A 17,157-nucleotide genomic window follows, 5' to 3' on the forward strand; every position below is an offset into this window, starting at 1 on the left:
CGTGAACGCGGGGACGTCTTTCACCTCGACGTTCTGCCCGAAGCGCAGGTTCACCCACGCGGGCTCCTTGCGCGAGGCCGAGTCGACCACGAGCTCCCCCACCGCCGTGGACACCATGCCGAGCACCTGCTCCCCCTCGATCTCGAAGGGCACGATGAGCGCGGGGCCGGCCTGCGGCATGTCGACCGCGGCGAGCAGGCCACCTTCCATCGCGAACGGGTGCCGCCCGTGCCCGCGGCGCGCGAGCTTGGCGACGTCACGCGCCCACGGATCTTTGACCTGCGGGTCGCGGAGCATGGCCTCGAGCTCGTCGGCCGCCTGCTCCATGTCGCCGAGGTACCAGAGGGCGCGGCCCCGAACGGCGTGCGCGTCGGTCGCGTCGAGGCCTTCTGTGAGCTTCGCGGCCTTGGTGAAGTCGAGCTTGGCGAGCGCCACACGTGCCGCAAGTACCCGAATTTCAACGTCTTTCGGGGCGACCTGGATGCCGCTGTCGCACGCCTGGGCGGCGTCGTCGAAGTCTCCCGAGCGGTAGCTGGCCTTGGCGCGGAGCTGCCATTTCTCCGCGACGGGAGAGCGCGCGCCGGGCCCCTCGACCGTGGGGCCGCACGCCGTGCCGGAGAGGGCCGCCCCGGCGAGGGCGAGGGCGAGCGAGAGGGAGCGAAGGGGCAAAAGGCGCATGATTTCCGTGGGTGGCCCGCGGAGTCGCGCGCCTGGCTGGGCCGTCGGGGACGGCGGTCAGGGCGAGTGGGTAGGCCGAACGGCCGAATCTCGCAATCTTGAAGGGAGCGCGAGGCGATTCGGCACGCGACGAGGACGGTGGGGTGCGCCCGTTCAGGGCTCTTCGGCCGGCTCGGCCCGCACCACGCGGTCGAGCCGCAGGGTGACCCGCGCGCGCCCCGGGAGCGTGTACCCGAGAGCGCGGGGAGGATCGGCCTCGAGCTCCAGCGCGGTGACACGCACCACCATCTCGCGGATGGGACGGCCCGCCCCACGCGACGCGACCTTCACCGGCGCGCCCGACTCGGCCGCCGCTTGGAGCTGCGCGACGATGGCCGCGCGCGCTCTCTCGGAGTGGATGCGTGTCTCCCAGAGGTCTTTCGCGGACGTGGGCTTCAGCACCTCGCAGCAGCGCGCGAAGATGTCGCGGAGCGCGCGCACGTCGCCCGAGGCCCGGTGCGCCGCGTCGCACGGCAGGCCGAAATGCGCGCGGAGCGCGACGAGCGAGTGGTTCGGCAGGAGGAAGCTCCGCCGCGAGAGCGCGAGGGTGTCGACCCAGTGCTCGAGCTCCATCGGGTGCCCGGCGCGCTCGAGCTCCTGCCGCAGAAAACGTGCGTCCCACGGGGCCGCATGCGCGACCGGGACGGCTCCCTCGAGGATGCGCCGCACGTCGCCCGCGATCGTCTCGAAAGGCGGCGCGCCCGCGAGCACCTCCGCCGAGAGCCCGTGCACCTCCGAGGCGCCCCCGGCGCGATCGTCCCCGGGCCACACGAGGGACTCGACGCGGTCGACGCACACACCTCCGACCACACGCTCGATGCACACCTCGACGACCCGATCCCGAGCGAGCTCGAGCCCGGTCATCTCGAGATCGAGGAACGCGAGCGGGACCTCGTCGAGCGGCCTCTCCCAGAGCTCTCCTTGCGGTTCGTCCTTCCCCACCGCGAAAGCCCCCTTATGCGCGCTCGATGGTCATGGCTATACCTTGACCGACGCCGACACAAAGCGCAGCCATACCGCGCTTTTTTCCGGTCCTCGCGAGGGCATGGGCCAACGTGACGAGGATTCGGCAGCCGCTCGAGCCGATCGGGTGGCCGAGGGCGATGGCGCCTCCCTGCACGTTCACCTTCGCCGGGTCGAGCTCGAGCCCACGGACACACGCGATCGACTGGGCCGCGAAGGCCTCGTTGAGCTCGACGAGGTCGAGGTCCCCGACGGACCACCCGGCGCGCGAGAGGGCCTTTTTTCCGGCCTCGATGGGCCCCTCTCCCATGAGGCTCGGGGAGAGGGCCGTGGTCGCGTACGAGACGATGCGGGCGAGCGGCACGAGCGACTCGCGCGCGAGCGTGGCCTCGTCGACCACGCAGACGAGGCTCGCGCCGTCGTTGAGGGGAGAGCTGTTGCCCGCCGTCACCGTGCCTTCCTTCTTGAAGACGGGGCGCAGCTTGGCGAGGCCTTCGATCGTCACGTCGCCGCGCACGGACTCGTCGGTGGCGAACGACTCTTCTTGGCCCTTCCCCTTAGCCGACGGGACGGGCACCGGGCAGAGCTCGGCGGCGAAATGCCCCTCGGCCCACGCCGCGGCTGCTTTTTTCTGCGACGCGAGCGCGAACTCGTCTTGCTCCTCGCGCGAGATCTTCCACTTCTCGGCGACGTTCTCGGCCGTCTCGCCCATGCTCTCGAGCGGGAAGCGCGCGGCCATCTTCGGGTTCTCGAAGCGCCACCCGAGGCTCGTGTCGAACACCTTGGGGGCCGAGCGCGCGAAGGGCTCGTCGGCCTTGCCGAAGACGTACGGGGCGCGGGTCATGCTCTCGACGCCACCCGCGAGCACGGTGTCCGCGTCTCCCGTGGCGATGCGGCGGGTCGCGTCGCACACGGCCTCGAGGCCCGAGCCGCAGAGGCGGTTCACGGTGACCGCGGGCACCTCGTACGGGAGCCCCGCGAGCAGGGCGGCCATGCGCGCGACGTTGCGGTTGTCCTCGCCGGCCTGGTTCGTGGCGCCGAAGACGACGTGGTCCGTGCGCGACGCGAGGAACGGGTGGCGCGCGACCGCCTCACGAACGAGGAGCGCGGCCAAGTCGTCGGCGCGCACCGGGGAGAGAGAGCCGCGGTGACGACCGATCGGCGTGCGAATGGCGAGGGCGAGATAGGCAGAACGAAGCGACATCGCGCGGGAGGCTTTCATCCCTTTTCGTCCGCGAGAAGCGAAAAACGCGCGAGCCTGCGCGGACGGCGCGCGACGCCGATCGTTCGGAGGTCAAAAGGCCCATGACCTCCGGAGGTTGGCGTCAGCGCACCCGATCGATCGTGAGCGTCCCGTTGATGGTCGCGTCGAGGCTCGCGCGCTCGTTGGCCGTGCAGATGTCGATGCGCGAGGTCCACTTGCCCTTGAAGGCGCCGCCGGTGTCGACCACACGAAACTCGATCGTGCGGCCGTACTTTCGTTCGAGCTCGTGGATGCGGAGCTTCGTGCCGTACGGGAAGGCCTTGGCGTCCATGGCGACCGAGACGTAGTCCGCCTTGCCGGCGAGGTACTGCTGGAGCGTGCGCAGCGGCTTTCCACGGCGATCGACGAAGCCCCCCTCGAGCGGGCTCGCGTCAGGGTAGTAGCCCGTCCCCCGCGCGGTGAAGCGGGTCGCCGTGCTGAAGGCCTCCGCGCTCTCGCCGACGGCGTCGTCGTCGACGTCGACGTCCGATGCTTCGGCAGCACACCCCCGGAGCCGAGCGCGACGAGCAACGAACCTACGAGAGCGAGACGGAGAGCGGCCATGGGAGACTCCTCGGTGGGGGGCGTCACGACGACGCCGACGAGTCTCCCCTATCCACGCGCCGTGCCACACTCGAAACATGAGCCGTTACGGCATGTTACGCGCTTCGATACGGGCCCGAAGAGGCGCCCGGGATCCACGCCACGAGGACCGAGAGCGTCCCGCGCGGGTGCGATCGTCAGCAGGCCGAGCCACCCGGGAAGAGCCCTCGCACGAGCTCCTCGCAGGTGGCGTGGAGCACACCGAACGAGAAGTTTCCGTAGAGCATCGTGCGCCCACCGTCGAAGACGAACGTCGGTGAGCCCTGGATCTTGAGGCGGTCCTTCTCGTTCGCGTCTTCCCACACCATCGCGATGGCCGAGCCGTCGTCGAGGCGCGCTTCGATCGGCGCGCGGGGGATGCCGAGGCCTTCGGCGACCTCGAGCTGCACGTCGCGCCGCGCGATGTTCTTTTCGCGGACGAAGAACGCCTCACGGAGCGCGAGCTGGTACGACGGGCCGACGCGCGATCCCTCCCCTTCGGGCAGCGCGAAGACGGCCTTGATGGCGGCCGACGGCGCCCACGACGACGCGGGCATCACGCGCCAACACTCGCCCGACACGTCGGTGCGACCGGCCTGCTCGGCGATGCGGCGCGTGGCGGAGATGCGCCCCTCGACGCCATCTTTTGCCCATGGGCCTTGCTCGAACCGCCAAGGCACGCTGCCGAACACGGGCACGATGCGGTAGTCGACCTCGACGTGCGCGCCCATCTCGGAGAGCAGCCGCTCGAGCTTCGCCTGCGCGACGAGAGCCCACACACACAACGGATCCGTGAAGTAGCTCACGGCGAGCTTCTTCGTCATGGCACGCTCCTCTCGTTCTCCACCCCACCTTCGGCGATGGCGCCACCCTCGTCGTGGACGAGCGGCAGGCGACGCTTCGCCACCACCGGCTTCGCCTCGAAGTGCTTCTCCCGAGCTACCGGCGCGAGCGGCCTCACGTGGGCGGGCCTCGCGTTCCAGGCGTCGCGGACCTCGGGGTCGAGCAGGTGCGAGGGGCGCACGTTGCCGAGCGCGGCGTGCATCGTGGCCCGGAGCGTCGGGTTCTCGCGCTCGAGCGTCGTGAGCAGCTCGGCCACGCGCTCGCGCCGAAGCCCCTCTTGGGAGCCGCACAGGTTGCACGGCAAGATGGGGAACCCCTTCTCCGCGGCGAACGCGGCGATGTCGGCCTCGGCGCAGTCGACGAGGGGGCGAATCACCTCGAAGCGCCCGTCGTCGGTGCGGAACTTCGCGGGCATCGCCTGGAGCTTGCCCCCATAAAAGAGGTTCAAGAGGAACGTCTCGATGCCGTCGTCGCGGTGATGCCCGAGCGCGATCTTGGTGCACCCGAGGCGCTCGGCGGCCTCGTACAAAATGCCGCGGCGGAGGCGCGAGCAGAGCGAGCAGGTGGTGGCGCCCGGCGCGAGCTTCTCTTTCACGACCGAGTAGGTGTCCTCCGAGAGGATCTCGAAGTCGACCCCGCTCGCCTCGAGGTACGCGACGAGCGCGCGCCCGTCGTAGCCGGGCTGACGTTGATCGAGGTGCACGGCGACGAGCGACACCGGAAACCCCATGGCGTGCGCGTGCTGCCGCAAAAAATAGAGGAGCGCGTGGCTGTCTTTGCCCCCCGAGACGGCCACGAGCACGCGGTCCCCGGGCTCGAGCAACGCGTGCGTCCTGCACGTACCGAGGATCGTGCGCGCGAGGTGTCGCTCGAGGCGCTTCGCGTCGCTCGCCATGGCTCAGAACGCCACGCGCCCCGTGAGCCACACGGGGGCGGTCGCGGCCCTCTTGGCCTCGGCCTTGGGCGACGTCGTGAAGTAGAGCACCGTGGTGACGACGCCCGCGACGATCGCCACGCCCGCGACGATGTCGGTGGCGAGCGTGAGCGTCTTCACGTCGGACCGCGCGGACTCCATTTCCTGGGGAGTTACGCCGAATTGGCCCGCCTTGTCGTCGAGGGAGCCCTTCGCCCCGAGCGAGAGGCCGCCGAGCACACCGGCCCCCGCGGCGAGGGCCACGGTGCTCACGACGCCGATGTAGAAGGGCGTACGCGAGGGCTGCTCGACACGATCGGGAGCGGGCGCGAGCGGCGCGGGGGCACGAGCAGGCTCCGGAGGCGGCGCGACGACGACCGGGGCAGGTGGCGGGGCCACGGTCGGCTCGGCGAGCTCGAGGGTCACGTCGAGGTTGTCGCCGCTCGCCACGTCGACCACCTTGGTGGCCGGGAGGAGCGGAGAGAGCGTCGCGCTGAATTTGTGACGGCCGGCGCCCACGACGAGCGGCTCTTTGAGCGGGCTCTTGCCCACGACGACGTCGTCGACCGCGATCTCGGCGCCCTCTTTGTTCACGCCGACGCGCACGTGCGCGATGAGCGAGGCGAGGCGCGTGACCTCTTTCTCGACCTCTTTGCGGCGCGCCGCGGGCACGTCTTTGGCGCCTTCGGAGAGGTATTTCTGAAAGGCCGAGAGCGCACAGGAGTAGTCCTGGAGCTCGAGGCAGGTCTGCCCGATGTTGTATTGGACCTTGAAGCTCGGCGCGATCTCGTAGGCCTTCTTGAACTCGATGAGCGCGGCGCGAAAGTCCGTGTCTTTGAAGAGGGCGACGCCCCGCGTGAAGTGCGTGCGCCCCTCTTCTTGGGCCTTGGCCGTCGGGGGCTCGGCGTGCGCGGGGCGCGCGAGGGTGACCGTCGCGGAGAGGCAAGCGAGCGTGAGCGCGGCGTAAATGGGCTTCATTTGTAGGGGTCCGTGTCGTCGATGTCGCGCTTCGGTTTCTTGGGTCGGCCCGTCGGGAGCGCCGGGGCCTCGGCCTGACCTTGAGGCAACGCCTCGAGCGTCACGAGGATCTCCGGGCCATCGGACGCGGCGATCGTGCGCTCGGCCGTGCGGAAGCCCGAGGCTTGCACACGCACCTTGTGGGCGCCCGCGTCGAGCTCGCCTTCGAACGGGTTCGTAGCGGGCACTCCGTCGACGAAGACGAGCGCGCCCTTCGGCACCGTCGTGATCTTGGCGCGAAAGCCCTTCTCGGCCACGGGCGCGGCCGACGACGGAGGCGCGGCCGGCTCCTTGGTGACGAGCGAAGGGGAGGCCGAAGGTTTGGGCTCTTCGGTGGCTGGCGCCTTCGTGCCCGTCGCGCGGCCCGCGAGGACGGCGAGCACCGCGACGACGGTGACCACACCGACCGCCCCGCCGACGAGGGCCCAGGGTTTCTTCTTTTCGGCCTCGGGCGGCACCGTCCCCGCGAGCGGAGCGGCGGCCGACGTGGGGCCCGTGGGCTCGACGGACGTGGGACCGGGGCGAGAGCCCGAGCCCGAGCCCGCTCCCGCGCCCGAGCCCACGCCCGACGTGGAGGCCTGGCTCACACGAAGCGACGGGATCGAGCCCGACGTCTCCAGCGCGCGCATGCCCTCTTCGACCACACGGCGCACCTTCGAGCGGTCGTCCTTGAAGGGCGACTCGAGGCACGCGGCGACGGCGCGCGCGTCTCCCCCACCGACCTTGGCGAGGTACCCCTCGATGGCCTCTTGCATCGCGGCCGCGGTGGGGTAGCGATCGTCCGGCGCGAGGGCCATCGCGCGCTCGCAGATGGCGAGGAGCTCTTCGGGAGCGTCCTTCGCAACCTCTCGGATCTTCGGGTCTTTTCCGTGCATGCGGCGCGCGAGCACGGCCACCTCGTCGTCCGTCCGGGCGACGAGGCGCTTTTGCGCGAGCAGCTCCCAGAGCATCACGCCGACCGCGAACACGTCGGCGCGGCGATCGATCGCGCCGCCCGTGACCTGCTCGGGCGCCATGTAGCCGGCCTTGCCCTTGATGACGCCGCTCTTCGTCTCGCCGACGGAGAGCGTGCCTTTGGCGATCCCGAAGTCGAGGATCTTGGAGAAGCCGCCGTAGAGCACGAACACGTTCTGCGGGCTCACGTCACGGTGCACGAGGCCGAGGGGGCGGCCGTCGAAGTCGCAGAGCTCGTGGGCGTAGTGGAGGCCGGCGAGGGAGTCGGCGAGCACGCGGAGCCCCACGGCGAGCGACAGGGCGTCTCGCCCCACACGCGTCAGCACCGAAGAGAACGCCTGCCCCTCGAGGTACTCCATGGCGATGAAGATGCGCCCGTCCGGATCCTCGCCGACCTCGTACGTGTGCACGACGTTCGGGTGGTTGAGGCGCGCGGCGACGCGGGCCTCGTCGAGGAACATGCGACGAAACTCGGGGTCTTCGGCGATCTCGGTGCGGAGCGTCTTGATGACGAGGAGCTTCTGAAAACCGCCGGTGCGCTGGGAGATCGCGAGGAACACGCGCGCCATCCCGCCCGAGCCCAAGCTCGCGACGAGGCGGTAATCGCCGATGGTGCGCGGATCTTCGGTCACGGCGTGGGCACCATGTTCAAGATGGTGACCGAGCCCCTCTTCACGAGCACCGAGTACGAGCCCGTGCGCTTGTTGCCTTGCGCGGGGATGGTCGTCTCGATCGAGATGATGCCCGACGGGAGGTTCAAGAACCCCGCGTTGCCGGACGGGTCCGTCTCTTTGCGGGTGACGGTCGGGGTGTCGTTGCCCTCGTAATAGTACTGCACGGTCTTCGGGTCGTTCTGGACGGCCTTCACCGAGACGCCGCCCACGGGAGCGAACTTGCAGTCGGTCACGAGGCCGAAGATGTGGCCGAGGTTCGGGTCGGTCGACGTCTTCACCTGCGCGAGCAAGAAGTCGAGCTCCGCGATGCTGACGGCGATGGGCACCTTGGCGAGCTCGGGCTCCGTGACGAGGTCCGAGTCCTTATCGGGCGGAGGGTAGACCGCGTAGATCGTGGGGGCCATGTCTCGGAACGAGTCGGGCCCGGTCGGCATGTGCAGGTAGCCGCGGAAGTGTTTGGGCAAGTCGAGCACGACGTCGCCCTTCGCGTCGGTCTCGGCCTGCGCCACCGGCGAGTTGCACTCCGGATCGAGGGACGCGCACGCCTTCACCTTGAGCCCGACGATCGGCGTCGCGCTCACGAGCCGGCGGAACCGCTCGCGGAATTTCACCTTCTCGGTGCCGCTCTGGGGTGGCCACTGCACGTTGCCGAGGCAGCCCCACTTCGGGTCGACCGGGGTCGCGTCGACGCTCGCATCGACGCCTCCGTCGGTCGTGACGACGGTCGGCGCGGTGCACAGGTTCTCTTGGCAGCGTGTGCCCGCGAACGCGCCGCCGCGGGAGGTGCAGTCGGCGTCGGACGAGCACTGGACCACGTCCGACGACACGAGGGCTTGGCACGCCGCGACGAGCGAGACGAGAGCGGCAGCCGACAGGGCCGAACGGAGCACACGGCGAAGGGACATCGCCTCCACGGTACCACCGTCACTTGCCCGCGAAAAGGAAACGGGGCGCAGGAAAGCATCCGAAACCCCTCGAGAAGCCGCACCTTTTGCGGCCCGGTTGGCTCTTGCGCCCTCCCCGTTTCTCCGCCCTCACGCCGCGTCCCCGCGCGATACGATCCCGCTGGTCGAGCTTCCCTCGAGAGGGCACCCTTGGAGAGTGACGTCGCATCCTCTCGCTCGTGTCGCGCGGCGTGGTCGGCTCGGCCTCGTCGCGTCGGTGATCGCGGTCGCGGTCGCGGGTGCGCTCGGGTGCGAGGGCGAGACCGCGGCGATCGCGGAGCGCCCCGAGCGCCTCACGAGCGACGTCGGCACGGACGACGTGTCGTTCCTCTATCCCCTCGCCGTTCCGCACGCGCAGCGCGTCGAGCTCCTCGGCACGACCACCGCAGGCCCACGCGGCGCGCTCCTCCCGAGGGACCTCTACGACGGCCTCCCCGGCCTCGACGTGCTCACGCCGAACGGCGATCTCTACACGCTCTTTCGTGTCGTATCTGTCCGGATCGACCCATGTTTTCCGGGCCTAGGTGTGCCGGACGAGGCCGCCTGCAAGAACCAGGTGCGGCTCGTCATGCAGCCCGTCCTCCCGAAGCCGGGCTCGGGGCTCACCACGCAGGATCTCGCGCTCCACCTCTTCTATACGGTGACACGCGCCGAGCTCTCGAAGCTGCTCGCCGAGGTCGTGGCGCTCCGTGAGTCGAGCGGCGTCGGGGCCTACGCTGGCAACCCGCGTGTCCACCCCGTGCTCGCCGCGGGGCTCGGGGGCACGGGCGCGAAGGCGCTTCGTGAGTCGCTGCTCGCCGTCGCCGGGCGGTCGACGCTCACGCGGGTCACGTTCATGGGGCTCGAGCACGTCGGGCTCGCGTGGCGCTTCGGTGGCTTCGAGGTCGAGGGGAAGGGCCTCGTGCCCATCACGATCCCGAGCGCGAAGACCACGGTGCAGTCGTTCGTGAACCGCGACATCGAGGGCCGCACGTTCGAGGCGGCCGAGGCGTTCCCTTCGACCGACAGCATGGCCAAGCTCGCCCTCTTCTTCGACAAGAAGCGGCTCGAGGCGGCCTCCCCCGAGGAGCTCACGAGCTCCCTCGCCATGCTCTATCGGCTGGAGAGCCCGAAGGCCCACTCCCCCGACACGGTCGACTGCGTGAGCTGCCACGTGGCCCACGCGGCCGAGTCGTACGCGGCTTCGGTGAGGCCGCTCGTAGGCGCCGAGTCGGAGCGGTACGTCTCCCCTCGAGGCGGAGAGGTCACGCGCGATCGCCCATTCGCCACGAACGAGCTCCGCGCCTTCGGCTATTTCGGAGATCGCGCCTCGGTGAGCCCACGTGTGAGCCAAGAGACCGCCGAGGTGGTGGCCCACGTGAATCGTGTGGTGAAGAGCGCGCGGTAGAACGAGCGTGCCGCTCACTTCCCCCCCACCCCGTCACAAAACCCTCGCCATCGAAGGCGCCTGGCCGTAGCCCTACGCCACTCGTGGAGCACGGGTCCACGGGGGGAGCAAATTCTATGGCCAAAGGGTATTCCAAGCAGGTCTCCGACCGCGCGAAGGCCTCGCGTGCGCTCGCGCAGACCATCGAAACGAACGCGACTGCCATCGTCCAGGGCGTGAAAGCCGCACTCGACGCGAAGGGCGCCAAAGCCCCCGACGTGGGGCCGCTCCTCGCGGCGTTGGGCTCACTCGTCACGGTGCGCTCCGATGCGCTCTCTGCCGCCGACCAGGCGCACGAGCTCGAGATGGCAGACGACCAAGCCCCTCGCGAGGCACGCGACGCCGCCACCGAGAAGAGCCGCGAGACGTTGATCGATCTGCGCGCCGCCCTCGCGGGCACGTACGGCAACGCGTCGCTGTCGAAGGTCGGTCTCTCCGGGCCCGCTCCGCAAGATCCTCAGGCGCTCCTCGCGTACGGTCGCAAGGTGCAGGAGAGCCTCGCGCAGGTGAAGCTCGGCGCGCCGAAACGAAAGGGCGTGCAGGTCGACCTCAAGGTGTTCGGCAAGGAGCTCGACACACAGCTCGACGCGCTCGAATCGGCATTGAAAGACGTCGCCCGGGAGACTCGCGAAGGCCAAGCCACGCAAGCCGCCAAGGCCAAGGCCCTCGACGAAAACGACAGGGCCTTCCAGCGCTCGGGCGCCCTCGTCGAAGCCCTCGCCCGCCTCGCCGGGCTCGACGAAGTGGCCGACCGCGCCCGCCCCTCGGCCCGCAGCCCCGGCCTCCGCGAAGACGACGAGCCCGAGCCCACACCAGACCCCGAGCCGGCCTGAGCGGAACAAAAAGGCGAGGTTTTTCGAGCCCTTGGTCGAAAGGCCTCGCCGCACGACCCGAACTAGGACGCGGCGCGTTACACGGACTAAGATCGCGTCAATTTTTCGAAAACACCCGTCCTTAAGGGTTAGGAACGCCTCTTTTTCGCGCGAAGGGGCGATCTTAAGGGTTAGGAACGCCTGTTTTTGCCCGGAAGGGGCGTTCCTAAGGCTTAGGAGCGCCCCTTTTTCGCCGGGAGGGGCGATCTTAGGGGTTGCGGGCGCCACTTTCTCGCTGCGAGGGGCGATCGGCGCAGGATCGCGAGCGTGCACGCGGACCGCAACCGGAGAGCCTCCACGAAGGCGCGCGCGACGAGCCTTCGCAGCCCGCGCTCGTCCGCGGTTCCGACGCTTGCCGCACCCAGCAGCCTGACGTAGACAATTCTTTACGCCGGCGAGCTCCGGCGACGTTCCCACCGAGAGCCGCATGAACGTCCCTACCCCCCGCCGAGATGAACGCACGCTCGCCGGGCCGTGGGAGGCGCGACGCGGGAGCTGCGAGCAGGCCGACGTCATGGGGCTCAACCTCGCAACGCCTCTCGAGGAGCGCGAGGCGACGCAGCTCGAGCCGCGCCTCTCGCGGCGGGACGGGGCTTCGGGCGATGGGATGGCGCGGTGGACACCGTGAACCCAAGCGGGCGGCGTCGTGTCGGGTGGCGGAGGGTGTTGGGCCCGCTGGTGGCCGTCGCGCTTTGCGGGGTGGTGACGTCGGGGTGTACGGTGACCGATCTACCTGAGTGTGGGGAGAGCCTGGTCATCTTGTTTCCGGCACTCGACCTTGGCGCCGCGCCGAGCGCGAGCCTCTGGAGCAACGGCGTTCGCATCTGCAAAGAAGCGATCCCACTGGACTACACCGAATATTCAAAGAATCCGCGAGGGTACCCGTGTCGCCTCCGCCGTTCTGGCGAGCTCTTCATTCCGTTGGCCGACGGAACCGAGCTAACTATTACGGCTCGCCTCAACCTCTACGGAAAGCCCGGCCCCGAACGAGCTTTCGAGGTAGACTTTGGTGACGTGGAGCCGGATGCGAACGGGTGTCGCGTTCAGTATGTATCGTTCCAAAACATCTGAGCGGGCGCGGCGCACCGCGCAGACTCTTGCGGTCGGCTTGGCTCAGTCGCCGCGTGTCCTCCTCTCCTTTGCGGGGCTCTTCCAATGATCAGGAAATACCTACTCGCCGCCTTCGGTGGCACCTTCTTGTGCACGGGCATTGGAATCGCGGCCTGCTCGGGAACGACACCGCCGGAGGCGCCCGACACCGGCACGTCCGTTGACGCCTCTGGGGAGAAGGACGCACCGACGAGGGACGCGCGAGAAAACGACGCCATGGCCGACGCATCCCCGGACTCGGGCGAGCTCTTTCCAGGTGAGTGGCTCAAGGTGCCAGGGGTGCCGAGCGATTGTGAGCTCTACTACGCCAAGGACCCGGCCGTGGCGGCGCCACCTTTTCCGTGGAAGGCATGTGCGTCGGGTCGGCCAGACTGCAAACACTTCATCGGACCATGGACCTTCCCAACGGACAGGTACTTCACCCCGCACCCCCACCTCGCGATGTTCGAAGATGAACGAGGAGTGCATCTCTCCTACTTGCGCCACACGGTTCGGATCGGGGCCACGCGAGAGGCGCGGTCGATCTCCGTCGGCCAATTGGTCGATGGCGCGGGAGAGTTCGCCCTTCGTGGCCGAGTTTCGGTCCCTTCGTGCACCCCGACGCAGTTCCACGCGGGACCGAGCGGATATTCAGCTTCGGTATTCCAAGCCTTCGACCTCGACGCCAGCTCACCGACGGTACGAATGCTCGTCACGGCGGATCGAGCGGCGCCGCAGACGTTCAAGGTCTTCATGCTGGACGGAATCGTCGGTCCGGGAATCGTCCAAGGCGTCGTCGCCGCGAACGGCTACTCCATTCTGAACCAGTTCGCCGGGGCGGGCCCCTCGTCTCCCGTGCTTCGCCACGCCGACGGCGCCTACCTACCCAACGGGAACCCACCCGTCGGCGCAGCGAACCCGGCGCCCGTGCCGGGCGGGTACGTGGCAGTGCTCACTGATCCTCCCGCGCGGCTCGGTTTCGTCCCGGACGGCGGTTTTGCCAAAACGCTCGTGCGTGCCCCTGCCGGCTTCCACGTGAACTACGTCAGCGTAGACCGCAAGAACGGGTTTGCCCTCACCTGGTACGAGACCAACGACGACACGAACGAAGTCACCCTCTACACCTCGCCGTTCGCGACCGACGAAAGCGGGATCGTGAAACGGCCCGTCGCAAAGATCGCCGAACCCTACTTCGGCATCGCCAACGCGGGGTACTTCGCCTACCAGGTGCGCGACAAGGCCGTACGGGTCCTTCGCCTCTCGGATGGGCTCGGATGGGATATCGACGCCGAGCCCGGCGTGCCTCTCATGGCTCCGCTGTTCGTCAACGAAGACTACGTCTGGAGCATGGTCTCCGTTGGGCGGGAGGAGGAAACGGCGCGCCTACCGGGCGGCCTCATCCGCATGCGACGTCCCACCACGCCCCCCACCATTCCAAGCGGACTCTAACGAGCCCGCCCTCTCCCCCTTCCCCGCGCAAGGCCCCGCCCCGCCCCGCCGCGCCACCCATCCCTTCTTGAGGACGACATGCGTACTCTCTTCTCCGCAACTCTCGCCGCAGCCTGTGCCCTCGTTGTTGCGTCCACCGCCCATGCCGAGCGCCCTGGCGCCGACGGTTTCTACCAAACGGGCGTGACCGTCCGCAAGCAGGGCGACAAGCCGCTCTACACGGTCACGCACGAGATCAAAGAGCTGCCTCGCTCCCGTAGCGCGCGCGGCCTCGTCGACGCCGAGACCGAAAAACGCTTCCTTCTCACGCCGACGGGCGAGATGCCGTGCGCCTCGCTCCGTGCCGTGCTCCGCCCCCGCCTCATCGAGAACGGGCTCTCCGCGGCCACGGCCGATGGGTTTCTCCGCGCGTGCTCGAAGGAGAAGACCCGCGCTCGCGCCATCATCGCCATCCACTACGCCCCGGCCACGAAGACGACGACCCTGTTCGTCGAGGGCATGGGCACGACCACGCTCACGGGCTCGGCCGCCATGAAGGCCGTCTGGGGAGTGTGGCTCGACCGCCCCGAGCGCACCACCGAGAAGACCGAGCTCTCGGGGAAGCTGTAGACGGCCGTCCGGGGGTTTTCGATGGAGCATTCCCCATGCGGGTAGAGATGGACCCAAGCAGGAAGGAAGCGCTTGAGCGTACCGAGTTCGTGACGGGCGGTTCATGGCCGAGCGGAAGCTTGGTTGGCGCGGCCGGAGGTGCTACAGCGTGAAACCAGAGGGTCGAAGGCGGATGGGATCGCGAAGGGGCCTCGCCTCCCTGCTGCTCGTCGCGCTTTGCGGCGTCGCGGGCGTCGCGTCGTGGGGGTGCACGGTCGAAAACAGGATTCCTTGCGATGACGCCGTCGTGATCACCTTCCCCGCGCTCGATCTCACCACGAAACCCAGCGCTTCGGTTTGGGTCGACGGGTTTCGGTATTGCAGGAACGCCGTGCTGCTCGACGAGGTCGAGTACAAAAAGCAATACTCTCCAGGAGGATTTTGCGGGCTCGGCCGCTCTGGCGAGCTGTTCGTGATCCTTCACGGAGGTGAGCCGCATACCGTCATGGTTCGTCTCAACTACGACCAAACCCCCGGCCCCACACGAACGTTCGAGGTCGACTTCGACGACGCAGATCGCGATGCCGACGGGTGTCGACGGTTGGACCGTTCGTTCTGACGCTCGCCCCCCTACACCGTCGCGCGGAGCCTATCCACGACCCAGTTGACGTGCCGGCCCACGGCCGTGCCTTGCGCGTGGGCCTTCATCATGGGGCTCTCGAGCACGGTGACGTGGGCGGCGATGTTGGTCTCGAAGGGGCGGTCCTCGAGCACGTGGCCGTTGGGCATGAGCTGGCGCCCCACGATGCGCGTCGCCTCGAGCACGGCGATCGAGGCCCTCCGGAGGAGCTCGTAGCGCTCGGCCTCGTGCCCGGGCGCGGGCCGCACGGCGACGATGAGCTTGCCGAAGGTCGGGTCTTTGTTCACGAGCTTGTCGCCCGCCTCGAAGCCCACGTCGAAGCGAACCACGAGCTCGGCGATCCCCGTGAGACCGGCCGCCTCGAGACCCGCGAGCACGCTCGGCCCGTCGGGCACGAAGATCTCGTCGAAGACGCCGGCGTTCGGCAAAAAGAGGCCGCGTTTGCCGTCGCGCGTGTCTTTGAGCCCGGGCTTCCACGACTCGGCGTTGATGCGCATCTCGCGCGCCACGTGCGTCTCGACGATGTCGCCCTGCGCGAACGGGATGGGCTCGCCCGCGGCGATGGCGAGCTGGAGCCGAACGAGATCGAGCGGCACGAGGCCGTCGGCCGTGCGGATGCGGTGGGCCTCCTCCGTGACGGGGTGCTCGACCTGGATGCGCGTGTTCATCTCGAGGAGGTACACGTGGCCGTCTTTGTACATAAGCTCGACGGTGCACGCGCCGACGTACTCGACCGCGTCGGCGATCCCGGTCGCGATCGTGCAGCAGCGCTCCATGAGCTCCCGGTTGTCACGCAGCAGGGCGGGCGGCGCCTCTTCTTGGATCTTCTGGCTCGCGCGCTGCTCGGTGCAGTCGCGCATGCCGAAGTGCCGCACGTTGCCGTAGCGATCGCGGAGCACCTGCACCTCGAGGTGCACGGTCTCGGGCACGTTCTGCTCGAACATGACGCCGTGGTCCCAGCCGTTCTGGGAGATCTGGCCGAGCACGCTCGTGATCGCCGCGGTGAGCGCGTCGAGCTCGCGCACCACGACCTGCCCGCGACCACCTCCGCCGTTCGCGGCCTTGAGGCGCCCCGGGAAGGTGAACTTGCCGTCGCGGTGAGCTTCGCGCACGACCTTCTCGATGACGGCCGGATCGTTCGAGTCGATCACGACGCCGGGCGTGACCTTGTTCGGGTCGATCGCCTCGGCGAGGGCGCGGAACTTTCGTTTGTCTCCGGCGCGCTCGACCGAGTCTTGCGAGGGGCCCACGAACACGATCCCGGATCGCCGGAAGTGTTGGATCGCCATGGTGTTTTCGGCGAGCGGCCCGTACCCGGGGTAGAGCGCCGAGCGGGCGAGCTCGGTGGCCGCGGCCTCGCCGAAGCGCGCCGCGTAGGTCTCCGTGACACGCTCGGCGATGCGCTGAGGGCTCGCGTACGACTCGCGGAAGGTGCCCGCGAGCGGGATCGAGAAGCCGCCCGCGGCCTCGGCGATGCGGACCTGGAGGGCGCCGGTGTCGTCGGTCGCGTTGTAGAGCACGACGGGGACGGCGCCGTGGGCGAGGGCCTCACGCACGGCGCGCACGCCCATCTCGCCCTTGTCGGCCACGATCACGTAGCGCAGGTCGCCCTCGCTCACGGTGGTCGCGGGCAGGCTCGCGAGGTCGTACGTGGCGAGGTAGAGGAGGTCACGCGCGCGTGGATCCCCGGCAAAATCGGCCACCTCGGCGCGGAGCCGCTCGCGCACACGGCGGGCCCAGTCGGGCCTCACGAGGAGGCCCACCACGACGACCAGCCCCTCGGCTTCGTGCCGCGCGGCGCTGTCGACCCGGCGCGCGATTTCGCGGAGCCCGAGCCCCTCGAGCTCGGCTGCGCGGTCGACGGCCGCGGCCCTCGCCGCCTCCACGTTCGCGGCGAGCGCACGGACACGGGCGGGGGCCTCTTTGTCGTGCCGGGAGAGGGGCTCTTCCCACGCGAAGTGACCGAGCCACGCGGGCCCGTTCACCGCGAAATACCGCAGCGCGACGAGCGCGTGCCCCACCTCGCCGAGCGGCAGCGACGCGAGCTCCCCGAGCGATGCGCCCGGGCAACACGAGACGACGCGGAGCACCTCGTTGCACCCGACGTACGCCCCACGCGGCGTGACACACGCCGAAACGCGCGCCGTGACCTCTTCCGTGCGTGACTCTCGAAGCTGGCCGATGCTCGACGTCATCCGAATCTCCCTTTTTGTCCGGCGTTGACCTAGGACACTCGGGTCACG

General features: G+C 69.1%; 16 protein-coding genes. 6 read left to right on the forward strand and 10 right to left on the reverse strand.

The window, feature by feature from the left end:
• The 9 genes from IPK71_00005 to IPK71_00045 form a co-directional block, all read right to left on the reverse strand.
• Positions 1–678, reverse strand: a 678-nt coding sequence (locus IPK71_00005; GenBank protein MBK8212101.1) for a tetratricopeptide repeat protein, incomplete at its 3' end; no start/stop codon positions are given.
• Between the two features lie 153 nt (positions 679–831).
• Complete coding sequence (locus IPK71_00010) at positions 832–1,659, reverse strand: 3'-5' exonuclease (protein MBK8212102.1); 828 nt, start codon at positions 1,657–1,659, stop codon at positions 832–834.
• 13 nt (positions 1,660–1,672) lie between these two features.
• On the reverse strand, positions 1,673–2,884 hold the full coding sequence (locus tag IPK71_00015) for a thiolase family protein (protein MBK8212103.1): 1,212 nt from the start codon (positions 2,882–2,884) through the stop codon (positions 1,673–1,675).
• Between the two features lie 121 nt (positions 2,885–3,005).
• Positions 3,006–3,566: a hypothetical protein gene (locus IPK71_00020; GenBank protein MBK8212104.1), complete on the reverse strand. Its 561-nt coding sequence runs from the start codon at positions 3,564–3,566 to the stop codon at positions 3,006–3,008.
• 97 nt (positions 3,567–3,663) lie between these two features.
• Positions 3,664–4,329, reverse strand: coding sequence for a DsbA family protein (locus tag IPK71_00025; GenBank protein MBK8212105.1), 666 nt, complete (start codon positions 4,327–4,329; stop codon positions 3,664–3,666).
• Entirely contained in the window at positions 4,326–5,243 is a 918-nt protein-coding gene (ttcA, locus tag IPK71_00030; protein ID MBK8212106.1) for a tRNA 2-thiocytidine(32) synthetase TtcA, read from the reverse strand. The genes IPK71_00025 and ttcA overlap by 4 nt, the downstream gene beginning before the upstream one ends.
• A gap of 3 nt (positions 5,244–5,246) precedes the next feature.
• The gene (locus tag IPK71_00035; GenBank protein ID MBK8212107.1) at positions 5,247–6,239 is read right to left on the reverse strand and encodes a hypothetical protein; all 993 of its coding nucleotides are present in this window, start codon (positions 6,237–6,239) and stop codon (positions 5,247–5,249) included.
• Entirely contained in the window at positions 6,236–7,864 is a 1,629-nt protein-coding gene (locus IPK71_00040) for a serine/threonine protein kinase (protein MBK8212108.1), read from the reverse strand. Before IPK71_00040 ends, IPK71_00035 begins: the two co-directional genes overlap by 4 nt.
• The gene (locus tag IPK71_00045; GenBank protein ID MBK8212109.1) at positions 7,861–8,811 is read right to left on the reverse strand and encodes a hypothetical protein; all 951 of its coding nucleotides are present in this window, start codon (positions 8,809–8,811) and stop codon (positions 7,861–7,863) included. The genes IPK71_00040 and IPK71_00045 overlap by 4 nt, the downstream gene beginning before the upstream one ends.
• A 196-nt stretch (positions 8,812–9,007) precedes the next feature.
• Here IPK71_00045 and IPK71_00050 point away from each other — a divergent pair, with 196 nt between their 5' ends.
• The 6 genes from IPK71_00050 (at position 9,008) to IPK71_00075 (ending at position 14,893) form a co-directional block, all read left to right on the forward strand.
• Positions 9,008–10,237, forward strand: coding sequence for a hypothetical protein (locus tag IPK71_00050; GenBank protein MBK8212110.1), 1,230 nt, complete (start codon positions 9,008–9,010; stop codon positions 10,235–10,237).
• Positions 10,238–10,353: 116 nt separating this feature from the next.
• Positions 10,354–11,109, forward strand: a complete 756-nt coding sequence (locus IPK71_00055; GenBank protein MBK8212111.1) for a hypothetical protein — start codon at positions 10,354–10,356, stop codon at positions 11,107–11,109.
• 466 nt (positions 11,110–11,575) lie between these two features.
• On the forward strand, positions 11,576–11,776 hold the full coding sequence (locus IPK71_00060) for a hypothetical protein (protein MBK8212112.1): 201 nt from the start codon (positions 11,576–11,578) through the stop codon (positions 11,774–11,776).
• Between the two features lie 698 nt (positions 11,777–12,474).
• Positions 12,475–13,686 carry a hypothetical protein gene (locus IPK71_00065; GenBank protein ID MBK8212113.1) on the forward strand — a complete coding sequence of 404 codons (1,212 nt, stop codon included), beginning with the start codon at positions 12,475–12,477 and terminating at the stop codon, positions 13,684–13,686.
• A gap of 78 nt (positions 13,687–13,764) precedes the next feature.
• Positions 13,765–14,295, forward strand: coding sequence for a hypothetical protein (locus tag IPK71_00070; protein ID MBK8212114.1), 531 nt, complete (start codon positions 13,765–13,767; stop codon positions 14,293–14,295).
• 103 nt (positions 14,296–14,398) lie between these two features.
• Complete coding sequence (locus IPK71_00075; GenBank protein ID MBK8212115.1) at positions 14,399–14,893, forward strand: hypothetical protein; 495 nt, start codon at positions 14,399–14,401, stop codon at positions 14,891–14,893.
• Positions 14,894–14,904: 11 nt separating this feature from the next.
• Here the strand turns inward: IPK71_00075 and IPK71_00080 are convergent, their stop codons facing one another.
• Positions 14,905–17,109 (reverse strand): ATP-grasp domain-containing protein, encoded by a 2,205-nt coding sequence (locus tag IPK71_00080; GenBank protein MBK8212116.1) that lies wholly within the window; start codon positions 17,107–17,109, stop codon positions 14,905–14,907.
• Positions 17,110–17,157: the final 48 nt, after the last annotated feature.

The organism is Myxococcales bacterium (genome assembly GCA_016712525.1).
Classification (GTDB): Bacteria; Myxococcota_A; Polyangia; order Polyangiales; family Polyangiaceae; genus JAAFHV01.